Raw genomic sequence first — 16,972 nt, 5'->3', positions numbered from 1 at the left:
GAGAACACCCGGCGTGAAACTCAACGGGAAGAGATGTTTGTTCCAGTAACAAATGCTCCTCGTAGAAAGCCCGGCATGGGGTGTATATCAGAAATAAATGACCATCTGTATGAGGGTCGTTGGTCTCCTAAGTGGATCGATGGAAGCAGGATTTCTCGGAATGTGTACGCTACCACACGAGAGGAATGTGAAATCAAGTTGGCGCAGTTAATCCGAGAGAGCAAGATAGAGCTTGCTGAGCTGAAGAGAGACCAGAAGAAGTCCTCCAAAACTGCAGGCAAATAGTAAAAGGCAACCCTAAGTCATGGAACTTGAGGGTTGCCTTTTTATCAAAAATCAGGGTGATTAGCCGCGTTTTCTGTTGTGGTCAAGCAAAATCGGAGTAAATGTTGAGATAACGGTATTGATTGCAAGTGAAAGCGCATATTCTGCGTGATAATGTTCTTAAAACAGCGAAAAAGGGAAAACAAAAAATTGTGGTCAATTATGAACGAGGCTCTCAAAAGTACCTAAAAAAGTTAAGAAAAACGGCGTTTTCTTGCGAAAACAGCCGTTTTTCAATGGTCCGAGTGGGGAGACTCGAACTCCCAGCATCTAGCTCCCAAAGCTAGCGCGCTGCCAGTTGCGCTACACCCGGATACAGTATAAAACCCCATCATATTATATCATTTGGGGACGGTTTCGTAAAGGGTTTTCAATTGTGGTCAAATAAGTGGTCAAACCCCTCCAAGGAGGGATTTGGAAGATTATCCCAACCCGCAAACCCTTGTGGCGCAAGGGTTTCAGATGATTTATATTCCGGGTTTTAACGATGGCCCACCATGTCCCAAATGTGGCGCCCTACCAACTGGGCTACACTCGGATATTTGGTTGTCATGATTATAGCACGAAACTCGTACGATTCAAAGTCTTTTCCTGTCTGTGGTCATTTATGTGGTCAAAGCGGATTTTTGGCCCGGGTTTCCGACCAAGCTAAATCCCGAAAACGCCTGTGTTTCAAGGACTTCCGGGCTTTGGCTGTTTCCATCGTGGATAGACGGGGAAACGCTCCCAAATCACGTGCGCTACCAACTGCGCTACACCCGGTTATTCAGTTTTTTATCCGGCTGGGCGTATTCTCCCAAGCAAGTGTACTGCCAACCATACAACAATAGATTGAGTATAGTATATTTTTGAAAGGATTGCAAGCATTCCTTTTCTGTGTTAATATGAAGTTCAATAGGAATTGATGAGGTGACTCCCATGAGGATGAGAAAAAAGCCCAATCTCTCACTTAGAATGGAAAAATGCAGTCAATTTTTGATTACTTCTCCCGCAGATCACCGTGGCCGCTGGCATGATTTAAAGCCAGACGCCCAGGAACTGCGTCTGGAGCTTGGATGCGGCAAGGGCCGCTTTACCGCGGAGACGGCGGAGCAGAATCCTCAGTCCCTCTACATTGCCATTGAGCGTGTCCCAGACGCCATGATTGTAGCCATGGAGCGCTGCCGGGACAAAGGACTGAACAATGTCTTTTTTATTGACGGCGATGCTGCCCTCCTACGCCAGTATTTTGCCCCCGGTGAGGTGGACCTGCTCTATATCAATTTCTGTGACCCCTGGCCCTCCAATCACCACGCCCGGCGGCGCCTTACCCACGAAAATTTTCTGCTCCTCTACCGTGGTATCCTGAAGGATGGCGGCCAGATCCACTTTAAGACAGACAACAGGGACCTGTTTGAATACTCCCTGTTCCAGTTCCCAAAAGCAGGCTATACCCTCTCTGAGGTGACCCGAGACCTCCACAAGGACGGCGTCCAGGGCGTCATGACCGATTACGAAGAAAAATTCCACAGCATGGGCACCCCCATCAACCGCTGCGTGGGCACAAAGGAACATCTGGACCCAGAGCCGGAATTTCGCCCCATCGCCGGTCCCGACCGCACCCGGCGGGACGTGTCTTACCCCCCCGCTCCCCAGGAGCCTTGAGTTTCTTTCCGCTAAGGCAGGATCTCAGGCGGCCTGGACTTGCTTTTTGAAACTTGACACAGACCTCTCCGTAGGCGCAGGACGAGTGTAAATCGAAAGTTCTTTGCATTTTTCCATTCCTGTGGTAAGATGATATTTATTGGCGAAACCGCTTTTGATTTCGCCGCACGGCGTCTGCCGCATCACACAAAGGAGTGTGACATATGACACACAGTACCAAACGAGATTCCTGGGGCTCCAAATGGGGTTTCATTCTGGCCTGCATTGGTTCGGCGGTGGGCATGGGCAACATCTGGCTGTTCCCGGCCCGGGTCTCCAAGTACGGCGGGGCCACCTTCCTGATCCCCTATTTGATCTTCGTGGTCATCATCGGCTCCACCGGCGTGATTGGAGAGATGGCCTTTGGCCGTGCTACCCGCTCCGGCCCCATCCATGCCTTCGGCACAGCCACCCAGCTGCGCTTCGGCACCGAAAAGCCGGGCAAGCTGCTGGGTCTGATCCCGGTATTGGGTTCTCTGGCTATGGCCATCGGCTATTCCGTGGTGACCGGGTGGATCTTCAAGTACACCGCCGGAGCCATTACCGGCTCTTTGTCCGCTCTGGACGGTCTGGACGCCTTCAGCGCCCAGTTTGGCGCCACTGCCTCCGGAAATACGGGCTGGCAGGTGGCCGGCATGGCTGTGACCATCGTTATCATGGCGTTCGGCGTGGGCAAAGGCATTGAAAAAGCCAACAAGATCATGACTCCCCTGTTCTTCCTTCTGTTCGTGGGACTGGCTGTCTATCTGGTCACCCTTCCCGGCTCCGCCGCGGGATACCAATACATCTTCGTGCTGAAGCCCGAAGGGCTGCTGGACCCCATGGTGTGGGTCTTCGCCCTGGGCCAAGCCTTCTTCTCCTTGTCCATTGCGGGCAACGGCACCCTGATCTACGGCTCCTATCTGAGCAACGATTCCGACGTGCCTGCCGACGCTAAGATGGTGGCTCTGTTCGACACCTGCGCCGCCATTCTGGCCGCTCTGGTCATCATCCCCGCCATGGCGGTGGCCGGACAGCAACTGGACAAGAGCGGCCCGGGTCTGATGTTCATTTTCCTGCCCAACGTGCTCAAGGGCATCCCCGGGGGCGGCGTTATCCTCATCGTGTTCTTCGTGGCCGTCACCTTTGCCGCCCTCACCTCCCTCATCAACCTGTTCGAGGCCCCCACCGCCACCCTCCAGGAGCTGTTTCACCTGAAGCGGCCCGTGGCCGTGGCCATCATCGGCGCCATCGGCATTGGCGTGGGACTGGCCATCGCCCCCATCGTCTCTGACTGGATGGATGTTTGCTCCATCTACATCTGCCCCATCGGCGCGCTTCTGGCTGGAATTATGTTCTTCTGGGTGTGCGGCAAGGACTATGTGCTGGAGCAGGTCAACCTGGCCCGGTCCAAGCCTCTGGGTTCTTGGTTCTACCCCATGGCCAAGTACCTGTTCTGTGGCGTCACCCTGATCGTGCTGATCCTGGGCGCTTCGGTCCAGGGCGGCATCGGTTAAATTCTTGCCGTCCTTCTTTGAGGGACGCAGCGTGCTCTCTCTCCATCGAAGAAATCGTATGCGCGCTAGAATCCCATGGCATCAGCGGGGAGGGCCGCTACGACTTCGGCTGACATACATCAGAGGACCGCTCAGCGGTCCTCTTTCCTTTTCCAAGGAAATATGGTATGCTGTTACATACTGTCAAATCACATCGCTAGAGGTGTCGTTTCATGGAAAAATTATATGAGGAAAATCCCTATCTGACCCAATTCTCCGCTGTGGTGGAGTCCTGCGTCCAGGGAAAGAAGGGCTATGACGTGATCCTGGACCAGACCGCCTTTTACCCCGAGGGGGGCGGTCAGCCCTATGACACCGGGACTCTGGGCAGCGTCCGGGTGCTGGAGGTCCATGAGCGGGAGGGCCGTGTGGTCCACACCTGCGACCGTCCCCTGGAAGTGGGGACCCATGTGGCCGGGACCATCGACTGGGACCGGCGGTTCGATCTGATGCAGCACCACTCCGGAGAGCACATCGTCTCCGGCATCGCCCATTCCAAATGGGGCTGTGACAACGTGGGCTTCCACATGGGGGCCGACGTCATCACCATCGACTTAAATGTTTTGCTGGACGAGGACCAGCTCCGTGAGCTGGAGGCTGATGCCAACCGCTACATCTGGGAGGACCATCCCATCTCCATCACCTTCCCCACCCCGGAGGAGCTGGCCGTCCTGGAGTACCGGAGCAAAAAGGAGCTGTCCGGCCGGGTGCGCATCGTCTCCTTCCCCGGAGCGGACACCTGCGCCTGCTGCGGCACCCATGTGAACTCCTCCGGACAGGTAGGCTTTGTCAAGCTGCTGTCGGTGCAGAAGTTCCGGGAGGGCGTGCGTATCGAGCTGGTGTGCGGCGGCCGCGCGCTGCGTTATGTCAACAATATCATGGACCAGAACCACCAGGTCTCCAACCTTCTGTCCGCCAAGGCCTTTGAGACCGGGGCGGCGGTGCAGCGGCTGCTGGAGGAGAACACCGCCCTGAAGTCCCGCATCCTCACCATGGAGGATCACCGCTTCGCGTCTCTGGCGGAGGAGTACACCGGGACCGGGGACGTGCTGCTCTTTGAAGAGGACCTCTCCCCCGACGGCCTGCGCCGGCTGTGCAACCAAGTGCTCCACACCTGCGGCGGACGGTGCGCCTGCTTCTCCGGCCAGGAGGGCCAGGGCTACAAGTACGCCGTGGGCCAGGCCGGGGGCGACCTGCGGACCTTCGTAAAAGAGATGAACCAGGCCCTCAACGGCCGGGGCGGCGGCAAGCCCGAGTTTGTCCAGGGCTCGGTCCAGGCCGGGGCAGACGAGATCAGAGCATTCTTCGCGAAACGCTGAATTCCTTGTGGCCCAAGGGGTCCCGGTCCATGTAAACCACAGGTTAGCAAAATTCGAACCACCGGGCGGTGGTCCTTTCCCGCCGCCGCTGATACCCTTTGGGCAAAGGAGGTCGATCACTATGACGACTGGTCAGCGCATCGCGGCCAAACGAAAGGAACTGGAGCTGTCTCAGGAGAGCCTGGGGGAAGCCCTGGGGGTATCCCGGCAGTCCATTTATAAATGGGAATCGGATACGTCCCTGCCCGACATTGACAAGCTGGTGGCCCTGAGCCGCCTGTTCCACGTCTCCGTGGGCTGGCTGCTGGGGGTGGAGGAGGAACAGCCAGAGACCCCCTCCCCGGAAACCGCCTCCGGCGAGCTGTCCGATGCCCAGCTGCGCATGGTGGAGGAGATCGCGGACCGCTACCTGGCCGCCCAGCCCAAGCCCAAAAAGCGCAGACTCTGGCCCTATGTGCTGGCCGCTCTGGCCGTCCTTTATATTGGCTTGCGGCTGATGGACCGTCTGGACCGGATGGACAACCAGTACAACAACCTGTCCAACTCCATCAACAACATCACCTATTCAGTGGACCGCCAGATCAACACCATCACCAACCGGGTGGAGGAGATCTTAAAATCCCAGAACGACCTGACCGCCGACTACGGCACAGAAATGACCGGCTGGGACCTGTCCCAAAACACCGTCACCTTCTCCCTGCGGGTGGTCCCCAAGACCTATGTGGCGGGGATGGAGGTGGTGTTCCTGGCCGACAGCGGCGATGGCCTGGCGGAGTTTCCCGCCGAAGAGGGCCCGGGCCGGGAGTTTACCGGAGAGGTCACCTGTGAACTCACCGACTCCATCACCCTGTCCGCCGTCTTTGTCAACGGGGACACCCGGCAGACCCAGCTGCTGGACAATTACAGCGGGCTGTACCAGGACAGTATGCCTCAAATAGACCTTTCCGGCCTGGAAAGCTGTTTTCTCCACGAGGAGCGGGGCGAGGACGGGCTGTTCCACCTCCCCGAGGACTACGGCTGGCTGCGGGACCAGGAGCTGGACACCAAATTCGGCACCGTGGAGGTGCGGGGCCTGAAGGTAGGGCTGTTCAAAAACTTCCGGCTGGTCACCTGGCTGGAGCCTTGTGAACAGCCAAAGAACTGGGACGTGAGCGGGGAGCAATTTTTCCGCTTTGACGCCATGGACATGGACCTGGAACAGGGGGACATCCTCCACTTCGCCGCCATTTATACCGACCAGTACGGCCGCCAGGGCGTCGCCCCCAGTATTCCCTATTTCGAGTGCTTCGGGGAGGAAATCAGCTGGCCGGACGACTCTGACGGCACTCCCTATTACGGTTTTTCCAATTACGTCTTTTGACTCACCAAACAGAAATGAGTGATTTTTGATGAAACGACTGACCTCCCTGCTTCTGTCTCTGCTCCTGCTGTTCAGCCTGACGGGCTGCGGAGATGTGGGCGTCATCGGCGGCGCCGATGGCCCCACCAGCATCATCGTTGCCGACGGCAGTTCCCCGGACCAGTCCCTGATCCTGCCCGAGGCTTCCAATGACTCCTCCTATACCGTCATCGGCAGCGCCGACGGCCCCACCGCCATTCTCACCCAGAGCACCCTCCCCCAGGAGGGAGAGTACTACTACGATTTGGAGAATGTGGTCCTCTATCTGGAATATTACGGGACGCTCCCCGACAACTACATCACCAAGAAGGAGGCCCAGGCCCTGGGCTGGTCCGGCGGCAGCGTGGAGCGGTACCTGGAGGGGGCCGCCATCGGCGGCGACCGCTTCGGCAACCGGGAGGGTATTCTTCCCAAGGAGGAGGGCCGCAGTTACACGGAATGCGACCTGAACACCGACGGGGCCGACAGCCGGGGTGCCGAGCGGCTGGTATTCTCCAACGACGGGCTGTACTTCCACACTGAGGACCACTACGAGACCTTCACCGAGGTCTGGGTGGAAAACGGGGAGGTGGTCTGGTGATGGAGCCCATCCTGCTGGACTGCGCCCGAATGACCGACCGGGAGACGGCTCACGACTATCTGGCCCAGGCCTTGAACTTCCCCGAATGGTATGGCCGTAATTTGGACGCCCTGTACGACCTGCTCACCGGATGGCTGGGTCCCGCCCGGCTGGAGGTGGTCAATGTCCAGGCATTGGAGGAGCTGGGCGGTTATGGCCGGGCCCTGCTGAGCACGATACAGGAGGCGGCGGACGAGGCTCCCGGCCTGGAGTTGGTCATCCGGGAAGAATGACATACCCGGTAACAGCGGCGGCCCCTTGGTAGATTTACCGGTCCGGCTTTTCCTTTAAGTCCGGTTCCTTCTTTACACCGTTCCCCCTTTCTGGCATAATACCCTTATAGAAAGGGAGGGACCGCCTGTGAAACAATACGTCATCGCCCTGGATCAGGGCACCACCAGCAGCCGGTGCATCATCTTTGACCGGGAACAGAACATCATGGGCGTGGCTCAGCGGGAATTCATTCAGCACTATCCCAAACCAGGCTGGGTGGAGCACGACCCCATGGAGATCTGGTCCAGCCAGTATTCCGTCCTCACCGAGGCGCTGGCCCAGTCCGGCGTATCCCCGGAGGAGATCGCCGCCATCGGCATCACCAACCAGCGGGAGACCACCATCGTCTGGGACAAAACCACCGGACGGCCCATCTGCAACGCCATCGTCTGGCAGTGCCGCCGCACCGCCCCTTTGTGCGAGGAGCTGAAACAGGACCGGGAGTTGACCCAATATATTCAGGAGCACACCGGCCTGCTTGTGGACGCCTACTTCTCCGCCACCAAGCTGAAATGGATCCTGGACAACGTGGAGGGAGCCCGGGAAAAGGCGGAGGACGGGGAGCTGCTGTTTGGAACCGTGGACAGTTGGCTGGTATGGAAGCTGACCGGCGGCGCCGCCCACGTCACGGACTATACCAACGCCAGCCGCACCATGCTCTATGACATTCGGAACCTGTGCTGGGACAGGCGGATCTGCCAGACGCTGGGCATCCCCATGTCCATGCTGCCCCAGGTCCGTGATTCCAGCGCCGTTTACGGCACCGTCAACCTCCAAGGAGTGGAGGTGCCCATCGCCGGCATCGCCGGGGACCAGCAGGCCGCCCTGTTCGGCCAGACCTGCTTTGCGCCGGGTGAGGCTAAAAATACATACGGCACCGGCTGTTTCCTGCTGATGAACACCGGTGACCGGCTGTACCGCAGCCGGAACGGCCTGCTGTCCACCATCGCCATCGGTCTGGATGGGAAGGTACAGTACGCGCTGGAGGGCTCCGTCTTTGTGGGGGGAGCCGTGATCCAGTGGGTGCGGGACGAGCTGCGCTTGATCACCGAGGCCCGGGACGCGGAGTACTACGCCTCCAAGGTCCCAGACACCGGAGGGGTCTATCTGGTCCCCGCCTTTACCGGCCTGGGCGCGCCCCACTGGGACATGTACGCCCGGGGCGCTCTGGTGGGACTCACCCGGGGCACCAAGCGGGAGCACATCATCCGGGCGGCCCAGGAGTCCATCGCCTATCAGGTCTGCGACCTGGTGGAAGCCATGGAGAAAGACACGGGTATCTCCCTGTCCTCCCTCAACGCCGACGGCGGGGCCAGCCGGGACCGCTTCCTCATGCAGTTCCAGTCGGATATTCTGAACAAGCCGGTCCGCCGCCCCGCCATCCGGGAGACCACCGCTCTGGGCGCCGCCTATCTGGCCGGGCTGGCGGTGGGGCTTTGGAAGGACCGGCAGGAGATCCAGGCCCTGCGTTCCCTGGACCAGCAGTACCGTCCCCAGATGGAGGAGGCGACCCGTCAGCGGCTGCTCCGGGGGTGGCACAAGGCCGTGGGCCGCAGTCTGGACTGGGCGGAGCACGACCCCTGATCCGATGGAGTTCGACAACAAGACAAGGAGCGACCGATCTTGAACGATATTTTCATTCCCACCATGCTGTTTTGGGAAAATGGCAACAGCTGGTACGGAAGCAAGGGGCTGACCCGTTTTTTCATCCAGCCCGTGAAGCATGAGCCCCCGGAGGAGGACCCCCATGGGGAGGCCTACACCACCCTCGACGCGGAGGTGTGGAAGGGGCCTTTGACCAAAGCCCTCAGCGAGGTCCTCGCCACCGCCTCCTTCCCCCTCTCCGAGGAGGGCCTGGAACAGATTTCCGCCTGGCTGGAGGATCAGGCGGCAAAACTGAATGGATAAACAAAGACCGTCCGAAAAATTCGGACGGTCTTTGTTATTTCAGATGTGATACGGCGGCAGCTTACGCCAGCTCCGGGCCCTTGCTGATGGCCAGCTTCAGCAGGATGGGGGTAAGCAGCGCGGAGGCGATGACGCTGAGAACGATGGCGGGCAGGATCACCGGGTCGATCATACCGGCGTTGATGCCCTTCTGGGCCACCATCAAGGCAACCTCGCTGCGTGCCACCATGCCGATCCCGATCACCAGTGACTGGTGGTTGGTCATGCGGCACAGCTTTCCGCCCAGCCCGCAGCCTATGATTTTGGACAGTACTGCCGCCACCACCAGCAGCAGAGCGAAGATCAGAATCTCCGAATTCATGGTGGTCAGGTCGGTCTTCATGCCCACGCTGGCAAAGAACACGGGAGTAAACACCATGTAGGCGGCGACGGTGAACTTCTTGGCCACGAACTTTCGGGACTTGGTCACGTTACACAGGATCAGGCCGGCAAAGTAGGCGCCGGTGATATCGGCCACACCGAAGAGGGCCTCGGCGCAGTAGGCCATGATAAGACAGAAGGCCAGCGCCCAGATAGCCACCCGGCGGCTGTGCCAGTGCTCCTCGGAGATCCAACCGAAGACCCGGCGCACCACCAGTCCCACCACCAGGGTGAACAGGAAAAACAGGGCGATCCGGCACAGCACCACGATAGGATTGGAGCCGCCGGAGCTGAGGCCGCTGAGGACGGACAGGACGACGATGCCCAGAATGTCGTCAATCAGAGCGGCGCTGAGCAGGGTGGTCCCCGTCCGGGTCTTCAGCTTGCCCATCTCGTTCAGGGTCTCAACCGTAATGGACACCGAGGTGGCGGAGAAAACGGAGCCCACGAAGGCCGCCTTCAGCACGTTCATCAGGGTGAACTCACCGCCAAAGAAGACAAAGTACAGTCCGCCACACAGCAGCAGGGGCACCGACACGCCCATGACCGCGATGACGAAGGCCTGGGGTCCGGTTTTCTTCAGTTCCTTCATGTCGGTGTCGATACCGGCGGTAAACATGAGCATGATAACACCGATCTCCGCCGTCTTCACCAAGAAATCGGTGCTTTGCAGCACGCCGAAGCAGCTGGGTCCCAGGATGATACCCGCCAGCAGGGCGCCCACCACCTGGGGCATGTGGATCTTCTCCGTAGCCAGGCCAAGGACCTTGGTGGACAACAGGATCAGAGCCAGCAGCAGCAGATAAGTATACGATTCCATTTCAACACACCTTACTTCCTCACCGTAGATATGCAATCCGGTATGAATCATTGTTTCGCCCTATCGGGTAGTTTCTGTATTATAGCATTTGCGAAAAGGTTGTCAAGCGGCAAATCAAACAACTCCCGTTCCTTTGGGCGGGGTTCGTAAAACAGTTAAACCGACCTATGGTTACGATCATAGGTCGGTTTTTATGTTATGCACTGGCGCGGCAGCGCCCAGGGCTACCTTGTGTAAAGGGAGGCTTTGGTGCTGCGCAAAATCGCAGATCGCACAGTACACCGAAAGGTGTATAGAAGTGCGCCCTTTAGTTCCTAAAGGGTTTTTCGACAGCCCTATAAATTGGAATTTTCTATATTCCAAATCAGTCGAACTGTGATAAATCATCTGGTAATTTTACACCTAAATCTTCTAATGCCCATTTAGCATCTTCTAGTTTAAAGTTTGGATCTGATGGTGCATATGTTGGTTTTAACATTAGTGCATAAAACGCTGAAATATTATCTGTTTCTGCACTATTTTTTCCATCTACGAAATCTGGAAATGACGCTGATGCACATCCTAAATAATATAGTGCATATAATGCTCTAAAATCATCTGTCCATTTTTCACCCTTGTAGTTTATAATTCCTTCTCCAGGAGTTAGTGGATCTTTTCTTTTATGAACACCTTGTAATTGACCTAATAAATATTGTATAATCCAAAGATTATTAATTAATTTTTCTGCATCAAAACTCATTTTTGGTGCTTTGCGAGATGATTCATCAGAGTAAAATGAAATAGGGTGTGTAGTTCTTTTTGAATTCTCAGTTACCTTGCAGTCAAACAACACTTTCATCACATTTTCTTTATTCAATTCTAATCTTTTCAATTCAGGAATCTTATTTATCATATTTTCTTCTCCTACTCCACAAATTCCAGTTTATCAGTCTGTTTAATCATATCATACGGCTACAATATATGCAAGAACAGTCCCGGCAGACATTACTGCCGGGACTGAAACTGTTTTACGGACACCCGGCTTTCATCCATTGTTGTTTTTTTCTGAACGATAGCCGCCCTCAAATCGACGGTTTGTCAAGCTGGCCGCAGTCCCTTCCGGAGCCGGAAGTTCCGTCTGCACACACCTGCTTTCGAGCCGTGCAGAACGAGGCGTTCTGACCCGGGACGCTCCGTTTTCCCATCCCCTCGTTGACGCTCTCCGTCCCCGTGTGTTACCATGATGATAACCATACCACGTCAGAGGAGGTTTGCTCATATGCAGGCATTTGAATTCCACTCCCCCACCAAGATCATTTTCGGCACCGGGACCGAGGACCAGACCGGCCGGCGGGTCGCGGAGTACGGCGGCTCCCGCGTACTGGTGGTCTACGGCGGACAGAGCGCCGTCAAAAGCGGTCTGCTGGACCGGATCAAAGCGTCGCTGGAGGAGGCCGGACTGACCTATGAGACTCTGGGCGGCGTCACGCCCAATCCCCGCCTGGGCTTCGCCCGGGCCGGCGTGGAGAAGGCGGTGGCCTTTGGCGCCGACTTTCTGCTGGCCGTGGGCGGCGGCAGCGTGATCGACGCCGCCAAAGCCATCTCCCTGGGCGCCGCCAACGTCGAGTACGACCTCTGGGACATCTGGACCCGCAAGGTGACAGTGACCCAAAACCTCCCCATCGGCGTTGTTCTCACCATTCCCGCCGCCGGCAGCGAGAGCAGCAGCTCCGCCGTGCTCACCAACGAGGAGAACCACGTCAAGCGCGGCCTGACCTTTGAACCCCACCGTCCCCGCTTCGCCATCCTGAACCCGGAACTCACCTTCACGCTCCCTCCCTACCAGATCTCCTGCGGCGTGGTGGACATCATGATGCACACCATGGACCGCTACTTCAACCCGGTGACCTCCAACGAACTCACCGACGAGATCGCCCAGGGCCTGCTGCGCTGCGTCATTCGGAACGGCCGGCGTGCTTTGGACCATCCCGGCGACTACCAGGCCATGAGCGAGCTGATGTGGGCCGGCTCTCTGTCCCACAACGGCCTCACTGGACTGGGCGGTATCCAGGACTTCGCTCCCCACCAGCTGGGCCACGAGCTCAGCGCCATGTTTGACGCTGCCCACGGCGCCACTTTGGCCACCGTATGGGACAGCTGGGCCCGGTTCTGCTATCAGACCAATCCCGCCCGGTTTGCCCAGTTCGGCGTTCAGGTGTGGGGTCTGGACCCCGCCGGGAAGGACGACGAGGCCCTGGCCCTGGAGGCCATCGAGACCACAGCCGCCTACTTCCGCTCCTTAAATATGCCCACCTGCTTCTCTGAGCTAGGCTGCGGCATACTGCCGGAGGAGAAGCTCCGGGAGCTGGCCCACCGCTGCACCTTCTTCGGGACCCGGACCATCGGCTCCTTCCGGGTACTGGGCTACGAGGACATCCTGACCATCTACCGGCTGGCCAACCACTGAATTTGGAGTGAGGCAATATGAAAGAGAAACGGGACAGCATGGCCGACGCCTACTATGTGGGGCTGATGGGGGCCGCCGGCTACCGGGACAAGGATCTGAAAAAGCCGGTCATCGGCATCGTCAACTCCTGGAATGACGTCAACCCCGGCCACAAGCCCTTTAAGGAACTGGTCAATCATGTGAAGGAAGGGGTATGGGCCGCGGGAGGCGCACCGGCGGAGTTCACCGTCCCCGCCCCCTGCGACGGCATGGCTCAGCTCATCGGGATGCAGTACATTCTGCCCCAGCGGGACCTGATCGCCGCCTCGGTGGAGGCCATGGCCAAGGCCCACGCCTTCGACGGGCTGGTCTTTCTGTGCTCCTGCGACAAGATCGTCCCCGCCATGCTCATGGCGGCGGCTTCCATCAACGTTCCCTCCCTGTTCCTGACCGCCGGCTCCATGGTCCCCTACGACGCCGGAGACCGGGCACTGGTCACCCCGGACCTGAAGGAGTCCATCGGCGCCCGGAACGCGGGGAAGATCACCGATGAGGCCTTTGCCGACTATAAGGAGAACATCTGCTTCTCCTGCGGCACCTGCTCCATGTACGGTACCGCCAACACCATGGGCGTCTTTGCCGAGGTGCTGGGCCTGTGCCCCATGGGGTCCACCACCATGCTCTCCTGCTCCTCCGCCAAGGTACGCCAGGCCCGTGACGTGGGAGAACGGATCGTCGCGCTGACCCGGGCGGGGATCACCGCCCGGACCTTCCTGACCCGGGACTCCCTCCGCAACGGAATCCTCCACGTCTCCGCCACCGGCGGGTCCACCAACTTTGTCATGCACGTCATGGCTATCGCCCGGGCAGCCGGCGTCCCCATGGATCTGAAGGAATTTGACGCCATTCAGGAGCAGACGCCCGTCATTGCGAAATTCAAGCCCTCCTCCCCCTATAATCTCACCGACTACCACCGGGCCGGCGGAGTTCCCGGCACGCTGAACGCCATCCGGCGGCATCTGAATCTGGACGTGCCCATGGCCTTCGGCGGCACTCTGGGGCAACTGCTGGATTCCGTCTCCCGGCCGGTGGACCCGGCGGTCATCCACTCCGAGGAGGACCCCCTCCATCCCGACGGCTGTTTCACCATCCTGTACGGCAATCTGGCTCCCCAGGGCGCCGTGGTCAAGAAAAGCGGCGTGGACCCCAAAATGTTCTATCACCGTGGACCGGCGGTGGTCTTTGACTCGGAAGAGGACCTGATGGACCACCTCCTCCACTCCAAGGTGGAGCCCGGCTGCGTCCTGGTCATCCGTTACGAGGGCCCCAAGGGCGGTCCCGGAATGCGGGAGATGTCCATTCCTGCCGCCATGCTCATGGGCATGGGACTGCACACCTCGGTGGCCATGATCACCGACGGCCGGTTCTCCGGTGCCTCCCGGGGGCCCTGCGTGGGACATATCGCCCCTGAGGCCTGGGAGGGCGGGCCCATCGCCTGCCTCCGGGACGGAGACATCATCACCATTGATCTGGAGCACAAGCTGCTCCAGGTAGAACTGTCCGACCAGGAGTTGGAGGAACGCAAGCGTCACATCCGCCGCCCGGACCACCCCGCCCCCGGTATTCTGAAAGCCTACCGGGACGGCGTGGGCGGCGCCCACGAGGGGGCTCTGTGGCTTATGGACTAAGTGCAAAGGTCAAGTACACAAAAAGGCCGGCGAAAAAACTTTTTCGCCGGCCTTGTTATATGTCACGGTCATGTATTGGGCTCCAGGGGCTGAACGGAATAGTGCAGCTCCGCCGGGGAGTGGGGGTACTGGCGGTAAAAGGCCTTGATGACCCGCTCACAGACCATGCAGCTGTTTTCGTAGTTGGCCTGGGGCAGCATCAGGATAAACTGGGACACGCTGCACCGGGAGGCAATGTCGCCCCGGCGCAGATTGAGCCGGATCTGCTCCTGCAAATTCTCCATCGCCCGGTCCAGGCTGCGCTTGGGCAACTCCTTTCCACCCTCCCCCAGAACGGAAAGCAGCCCGATATGGACCGCGTCCCCGCTCCGGGCGATCATCCGCGCCTCCGCATGGTAGAGCACCTTAAAGAAATCATAGTCACAGACCAGCGCGCCGGCGGGGGGTTCCTGCTCCCGCAGCTGCTCCCGGACCACGCCGATGGGCACCGCCCGGTCATTGACGGTACGCACTGCCTCCCGGTACATGGCCCGGATCTCCTCTGAGGGCATGACGCCGAAGTTGGAGAACAGTAGCTCGCTCATCTCTTCGTAGGCGGCGATAGCCTCCCGCTGCTCCCCCGTATCCAGCAGGTCCCGGATCAGATGGCGGTACAGATCCTCGTTATAAGGTTCGACCTCCAGCGCCCGGCGGCAGATGCCAATGGCCTCCTCCCTGCGTTCCCGATTCTCCAGCAGGATCAGGCTCTCCTGGGTCGCCTGGATGTACAAATTATGGAAATAGGCGGCGATGGGCACCACCCAAGGCTCAGAGGACAGCTTGTTCAGAAAGTCTCCGCCGTACAATTCGATGGCCTGGAGATACTGCTCCAGCCGCTGGTCCTCATCCTGGGCCGCCGCTCCCGCCTGGCACAGCTGGTCAAAGGTCTCCACATCAAACCAGATGGGGATCTCCGTATTCCAGGCATAGCTGCCGTCCCGGCGGACGATCAGCTCGTGCCCCGCGTTGCTGCCCAGCTGGTTCAGCATCGTCCTGGCCCGGTGGAACATGGTCTTCAGGGCATTCAGCGGATTGGAGCTGTTCTCCTCGTCTCCCCAGAGCAGGTCGGTCAGCTCCTCCTGGGAAACCGCACGGCTGCGGTAATAGATCATATAGGCCAACAGCAGCCACACTTTACGGGAGCGGTTTCCGCTGTCGTCCATTTTGGCGTCATCCAGTTCGATGGAAAAACTGCCCAGCATACGCACACGCAGCCGTTTCTCCTCCATAATACACACCTCTTCCTTTCTCTCCCGGGTCGTCCCGGCGTTCAGGCAGAGAATTATAGTTGTGCTTATATGATAATAGCACAAATTTTCTAAAATTGCAATTACACCTTTTCAAAAGTTACAAATATTATCTATTTTTGCGTTACATTAAAAAATCTTTTCTTTTTCTCCCGTGATATGTTATACTGATGATGAAACATCATTTTAGTTTTTAGCTTTTCTTCCAAATGAGGTGTATCGATATGCTGCGACTGATCTTACGGAGCGCTGCTTTTATTCTGGCCTTCCTTCTTTTGGCCGGGTGCGGTCCCGCTCCCTCCTACCAGACAGAGGGCCCCTCCTCCACCGACGTCTCCTATATAGACACCGTCACGATTGAACAGGCGGATCTGGAGGATGAGATGATAGCCCTGTCCGACGCCCCCGCCGCTCTTCCCACTATGTTGACCTCCTCCGCTCCCGGCACGCTGGAAAAGCGGAACAACAAAGCTGTCATCGACTACTCCAACACCCAGGACGGCTATGTGATGGTCCAGTACACCGCCTCCACCGACAAGCGGCTGAAGGCCCAGGTCAAGGGCCCCACCACCACCTATACCTACAATCTCACGGTGGGACAGTGGGCCACTTTCCCCCTCTCCGACGGAAACGGGACCTATCAGTTCGTTGTCTATGAGAACATCGAAGGCACCAAGTACGCCTGCGTCCTGTCCCAGTCCCATACGGTCACTCTGACCGACGAGTTCGCTCCCTTCCTCCGCCCCAACCAGTATGTGGACTACGCCCCCGCCGTCAACACCGTGGCCAAGGCCGAAGAGTTGACCAGGGACATCACCGAGCCACTGAAAAAGGTAGAGGCTGTGTACAACTTTGTGGTGAACAGCCTGACCTATGACAAGCAGCTGGCCGCCACTGTCCAAAGCGGCTACCTCCCCGTTCTGGACACGGTACTGGACAAAAAGTCCGGGATCTGCTTTGACTACGCCGCGCTGATGACCGGGATGCTCCGCAGCCAGGGCGTGCCCTGTAAGCTGGTGGTCGGCTACGCCGGTTCCACCTATCACGCCTGGATCAGCGTCTGGTCCCAGGAGACCGGCTGGGTGGACGGCGTGATCTATTTCGACGGCGCCTCCTGGAAACGGATGGATCCCACCTTTGCCTCCTCTGGAAAACAGAGCCAATCCATTATGGCTTACATTGGAGACGGGTCCAACTACGCTCCAAAATACTTTTATTGAGCGCCCCTCGCGCGGAGCTTGTATTTCCGCTGTCCCCCTTCTCCCGCTCCTCT

At 58.3% G+C, this 16,972-nt stretch carries 14 protein-coding genes and 1 tRNA gene; 11 read left to right on the top strand and 4 right to left on the bottom strand.

Features of this window, described 5'->3' with window-relative positions; all coding sequences use genetic code 11:
- Positions 1-561: 561 nt before the first annotated feature.
- A tRNA-Pro gene (locus I6E39_RS01180) sits at positions 562-637 on the bottom strand.
- Positions 638-1,242: 605 nt separating this feature from the next.
- Between I6E39_RS01180 and trmB the strand changes: the two genes are divergently transcribed.
- From trmB to I6E39_RS01140, 8 genes are all read left to right on the top strand, one after another.
- Positions 1,243-1,968, top strand: coding sequence for a tRNA (guanosine(46)-N7)-methyltransferase TrmB (trmB, locus tag I6E39_RS01175; RefSeq protein ID WP_235379472.1), 726 nt, complete (start codon positions 1,243-1,245; stop codon positions 1,966-1,968).
- A 203-nt stretch (positions 1,969-2,171) separates the two neighbouring features.
- Positions 2,172-3,503, top strand: a complete 1,332-nt coding sequence (locus I6E39_RS01170; protein WP_235379471.1) for a sodium-dependent transporter — start codon at positions 2,172-2,174, stop codon at positions 3,501-3,503.
- Positions 3,504-3,715: 212 nt separating this feature from the next.
- The gene (locus I6E39_RS01165; RefSeq protein ID WP_235379470.1) at positions 3,716-4,861 is read left to right on the top strand and encodes an alanyl-tRNA editing protein; all 1,146 of its coding nucleotides are present in this window, start codon (positions 3,716-3,718) and stop codon (positions 4,859-4,861) included.
- A gap of 121 nt (positions 4,862-4,982) precedes the next feature.
- Positions 4,983-6,221 (top strand): helix-turn-helix domain-containing protein, encoded by a 1,239-nt coding sequence (locus I6E39_RS01160; protein ID WP_235379469.1) that lies wholly within the window; start codon positions 4,983-4,985, stop codon positions 6,219-6,221.
- A gap of 28 nt (positions 6,222-6,249) precedes the next feature.
- Complete coding sequence (locus I6E39_RS01155; protein WP_235379468.1) at positions 6,250-6,840, top strand: ribonuclease domain-containing protein; 591 nt, start codon at positions 6,250-6,252, stop codon at positions 6,838-6,840.
- Positions 6,840-7,112, top strand: a complete 273-nt coding sequence (locus tag I6E39_RS01150; protein ID WP_235379509.1) for a barstar family protein — start codon at positions 6,840-6,842, stop codon at positions 7,110-7,112. The genes I6E39_RS01155 and I6E39_RS01150 overlap by 1 nt, the downstream gene beginning before the upstream one ends.
- Before the next feature lie 127 nt (positions 7,113-7,239).
- Complete coding sequence (gene glpK, locus I6E39_RS01145; protein WP_235379467.1) at positions 7,240-8,736, top strand: glycerol kinase GlpK; 1,497 nt, start codon at positions 7,240-7,242, stop codon at positions 8,734-8,736.
- Between the two features lie 39 nt (positions 8,737-8,775).
- Positions 8,776-9,060 carry a hypothetical protein gene (locus I6E39_RS01140; protein ID WP_235379466.1) on the top strand — a complete coding sequence of 95 codons (285 nt, stop codon included), beginning with the start codon at positions 8,776-8,778 and terminating at the stop codon, positions 9,058-9,060.
- Positions 9,061-9,121: 61 nt separating this feature from the next.
- On the opposite strand, the gene I6E39_RS01135 is transcribed toward I6E39_RS01140, so the two are convergent.
- Positions 9,122-10,300, bottom strand: coding sequence for a cation:proton antiporter (locus tag I6E39_RS01135; RefSeq protein WP_235379465.1), 1,179 nt, complete (start codon positions 10,298-10,300; stop codon positions 9,122-9,124).
- Between the two features lie 364 nt (positions 10,301-10,664).
- Complete coding sequence (locus tag I6E39_RS01130) at positions 10,665-11,192, bottom strand: hypothetical protein (protein WP_235379464.1); 528 nt, start codon at positions 11,190-11,192, stop codon at positions 10,665-10,667.
- A gap of 366 nt (positions 11,193-11,558) precedes the next feature.
- On the opposite strand from I6E39_RS01130, the gene I6E39_RS01125 reads away from it, so the two are divergent.
- On the top strand, positions 11,559-12,746 hold the full coding sequence (locus I6E39_RS01125; RefSeq protein WP_235379463.1) for an iron-containing alcohol dehydrogenase: 1,188 nt from the start codon (positions 11,559-11,561) through the stop codon (positions 12,744-12,746).
- 17 nt (positions 12,747-12,763) lie between these two features.
- On the top strand, positions 12,764-14,413 hold the full coding sequence (ilvD, locus tag I6E39_RS01120) for a dihydroxy-acid dehydratase (RefSeq protein ID WP_235379462.1): 1,650 nt from the start codon (positions 12,764-12,766) through the stop codon (positions 14,411-14,413).
- Positions 14,414-14,481: 68 nt separating this feature from the next.
- Here the strand turns inward: ilvD and I6E39_RS01115 are convergent, their stop codons facing one another.
- Complete coding sequence (locus I6E39_RS01115; protein WP_235379461.1) at positions 14,482-15,681, bottom strand: AfsR/SARP family transcriptional regulator; 1,200 nt, start codon at positions 15,679-15,681, stop codon at positions 14,482-14,484.
- A 242-nt stretch (positions 15,682-15,923) separates the two neighbouring features.
- Here I6E39_RS01115 and I6E39_RS01110 point away from each other — a divergent pair, with 242 nt between their 5' ends.
- Complete coding sequence (locus I6E39_RS01110) at positions 15,924-16,919, top strand: transglutaminase-like domain-containing protein (RefSeq protein WP_235379460.1); 996 nt, start codon at positions 15,924-15,926, stop codon at positions 16,917-16,919.
- Positions 16,920-16,972 lie beyond the last annotated feature (53 nt).

Source organism: Pseudoflavonifractor phocaeensis (assembly GCF_021531375.1).
Lineage (GTDB): Bacteria > Bacillota > Clostridia > Oscillospirales > Oscillospiraceae > Lawsonibacter > Lawsonibacter phocaeensis_B.
The sequence above is the reverse complement of the archived record's forward strand: the minus strand, read 5'-3'. Positions and strand labels throughout refer to the sequence as shown.

Bases quoted from the DNA above. Each gene is read 5' to 3' on its own strand.
- trmB (WP_235379472.1), top strand. From the start codon at position 1,243: ATGAGGATGAGAAAAAAGCCCAATCTCTCACTTAGAATGGAAAAATGC.
- I6E39_RS01170 (WP_235379471.1), top strand. From the start codon at position 2,172: ATGACACACAGTACCAAACGAGATTCCTGGGGCTCCAAATGGGGTTTC.
- I6E39_RS01165 (WP_235379470.1), top strand. From the start codon at position 3,716: ATGGAAAAATTATATGAGGAAAATCCCTATCTGACCCAATTCTCCGCT.
- I6E39_RS01160 (WP_235379469.1), top strand. From the start codon at position 4,983: ATGACGACTGGTCAGCGCATCGCGGCCAAACGAAAGGAACTGGAGCTG.
- I6E39_RS01155 (WP_235379468.1), top strand. From the start codon at position 6,250: ATGAAACGACTGACCTCCCTGCTTCTGTCTCTGCTCCTGCTGTTCAGC.
- I6E39_RS01150 (WP_235379509.1), top strand. From the start codon at position 6,840: ATGGAGCCCATCCTGCTGGACTGCGCCCGAATGACCGACCGGGAGACG.
- I6E39_RS01135 (WP_235379465.1), bottom strand. From the start codon at position 10,300: ATGGAATCGTATACTTATCTGCTGCTGCTGGCTCTGATCCTGTTGTCC.
- I6E39_RS01130 (WP_235379464.1), bottom strand. From the start codon at position 11,192: ATGATAAATAAGATTCCTGAATTGAAAAGATTAGAATTGAATAAAGAA.
- I6E39_RS01125 (WP_235379463.1), top strand. From the start codon at position 11,559: ATGCAGGCATTTGAATTCCACTCCCCCACCAAGATCATTTTCGGCACC.
- ilvD (WP_235379462.1), top strand. From the start codon at position 12,764: ATGAAAGAGAAACGGGACAGCATGGCCGACGCCTACTATGTGGGGCTG.
- I6E39_RS01115 (WP_235379461.1), bottom strand. From the start codon at position 15,681: ATGGAGGAGAAACGGCTGCGTGTGCGTATGCTGGGCAGTTTTTCCATC.
- I6E39_RS01110 (WP_235379460.1), top strand. From the start codon at position 15,924: ATGCTGCGACTGATCTTACGGAGCGCTGCTTTTATTCTGGCCTTCCTT.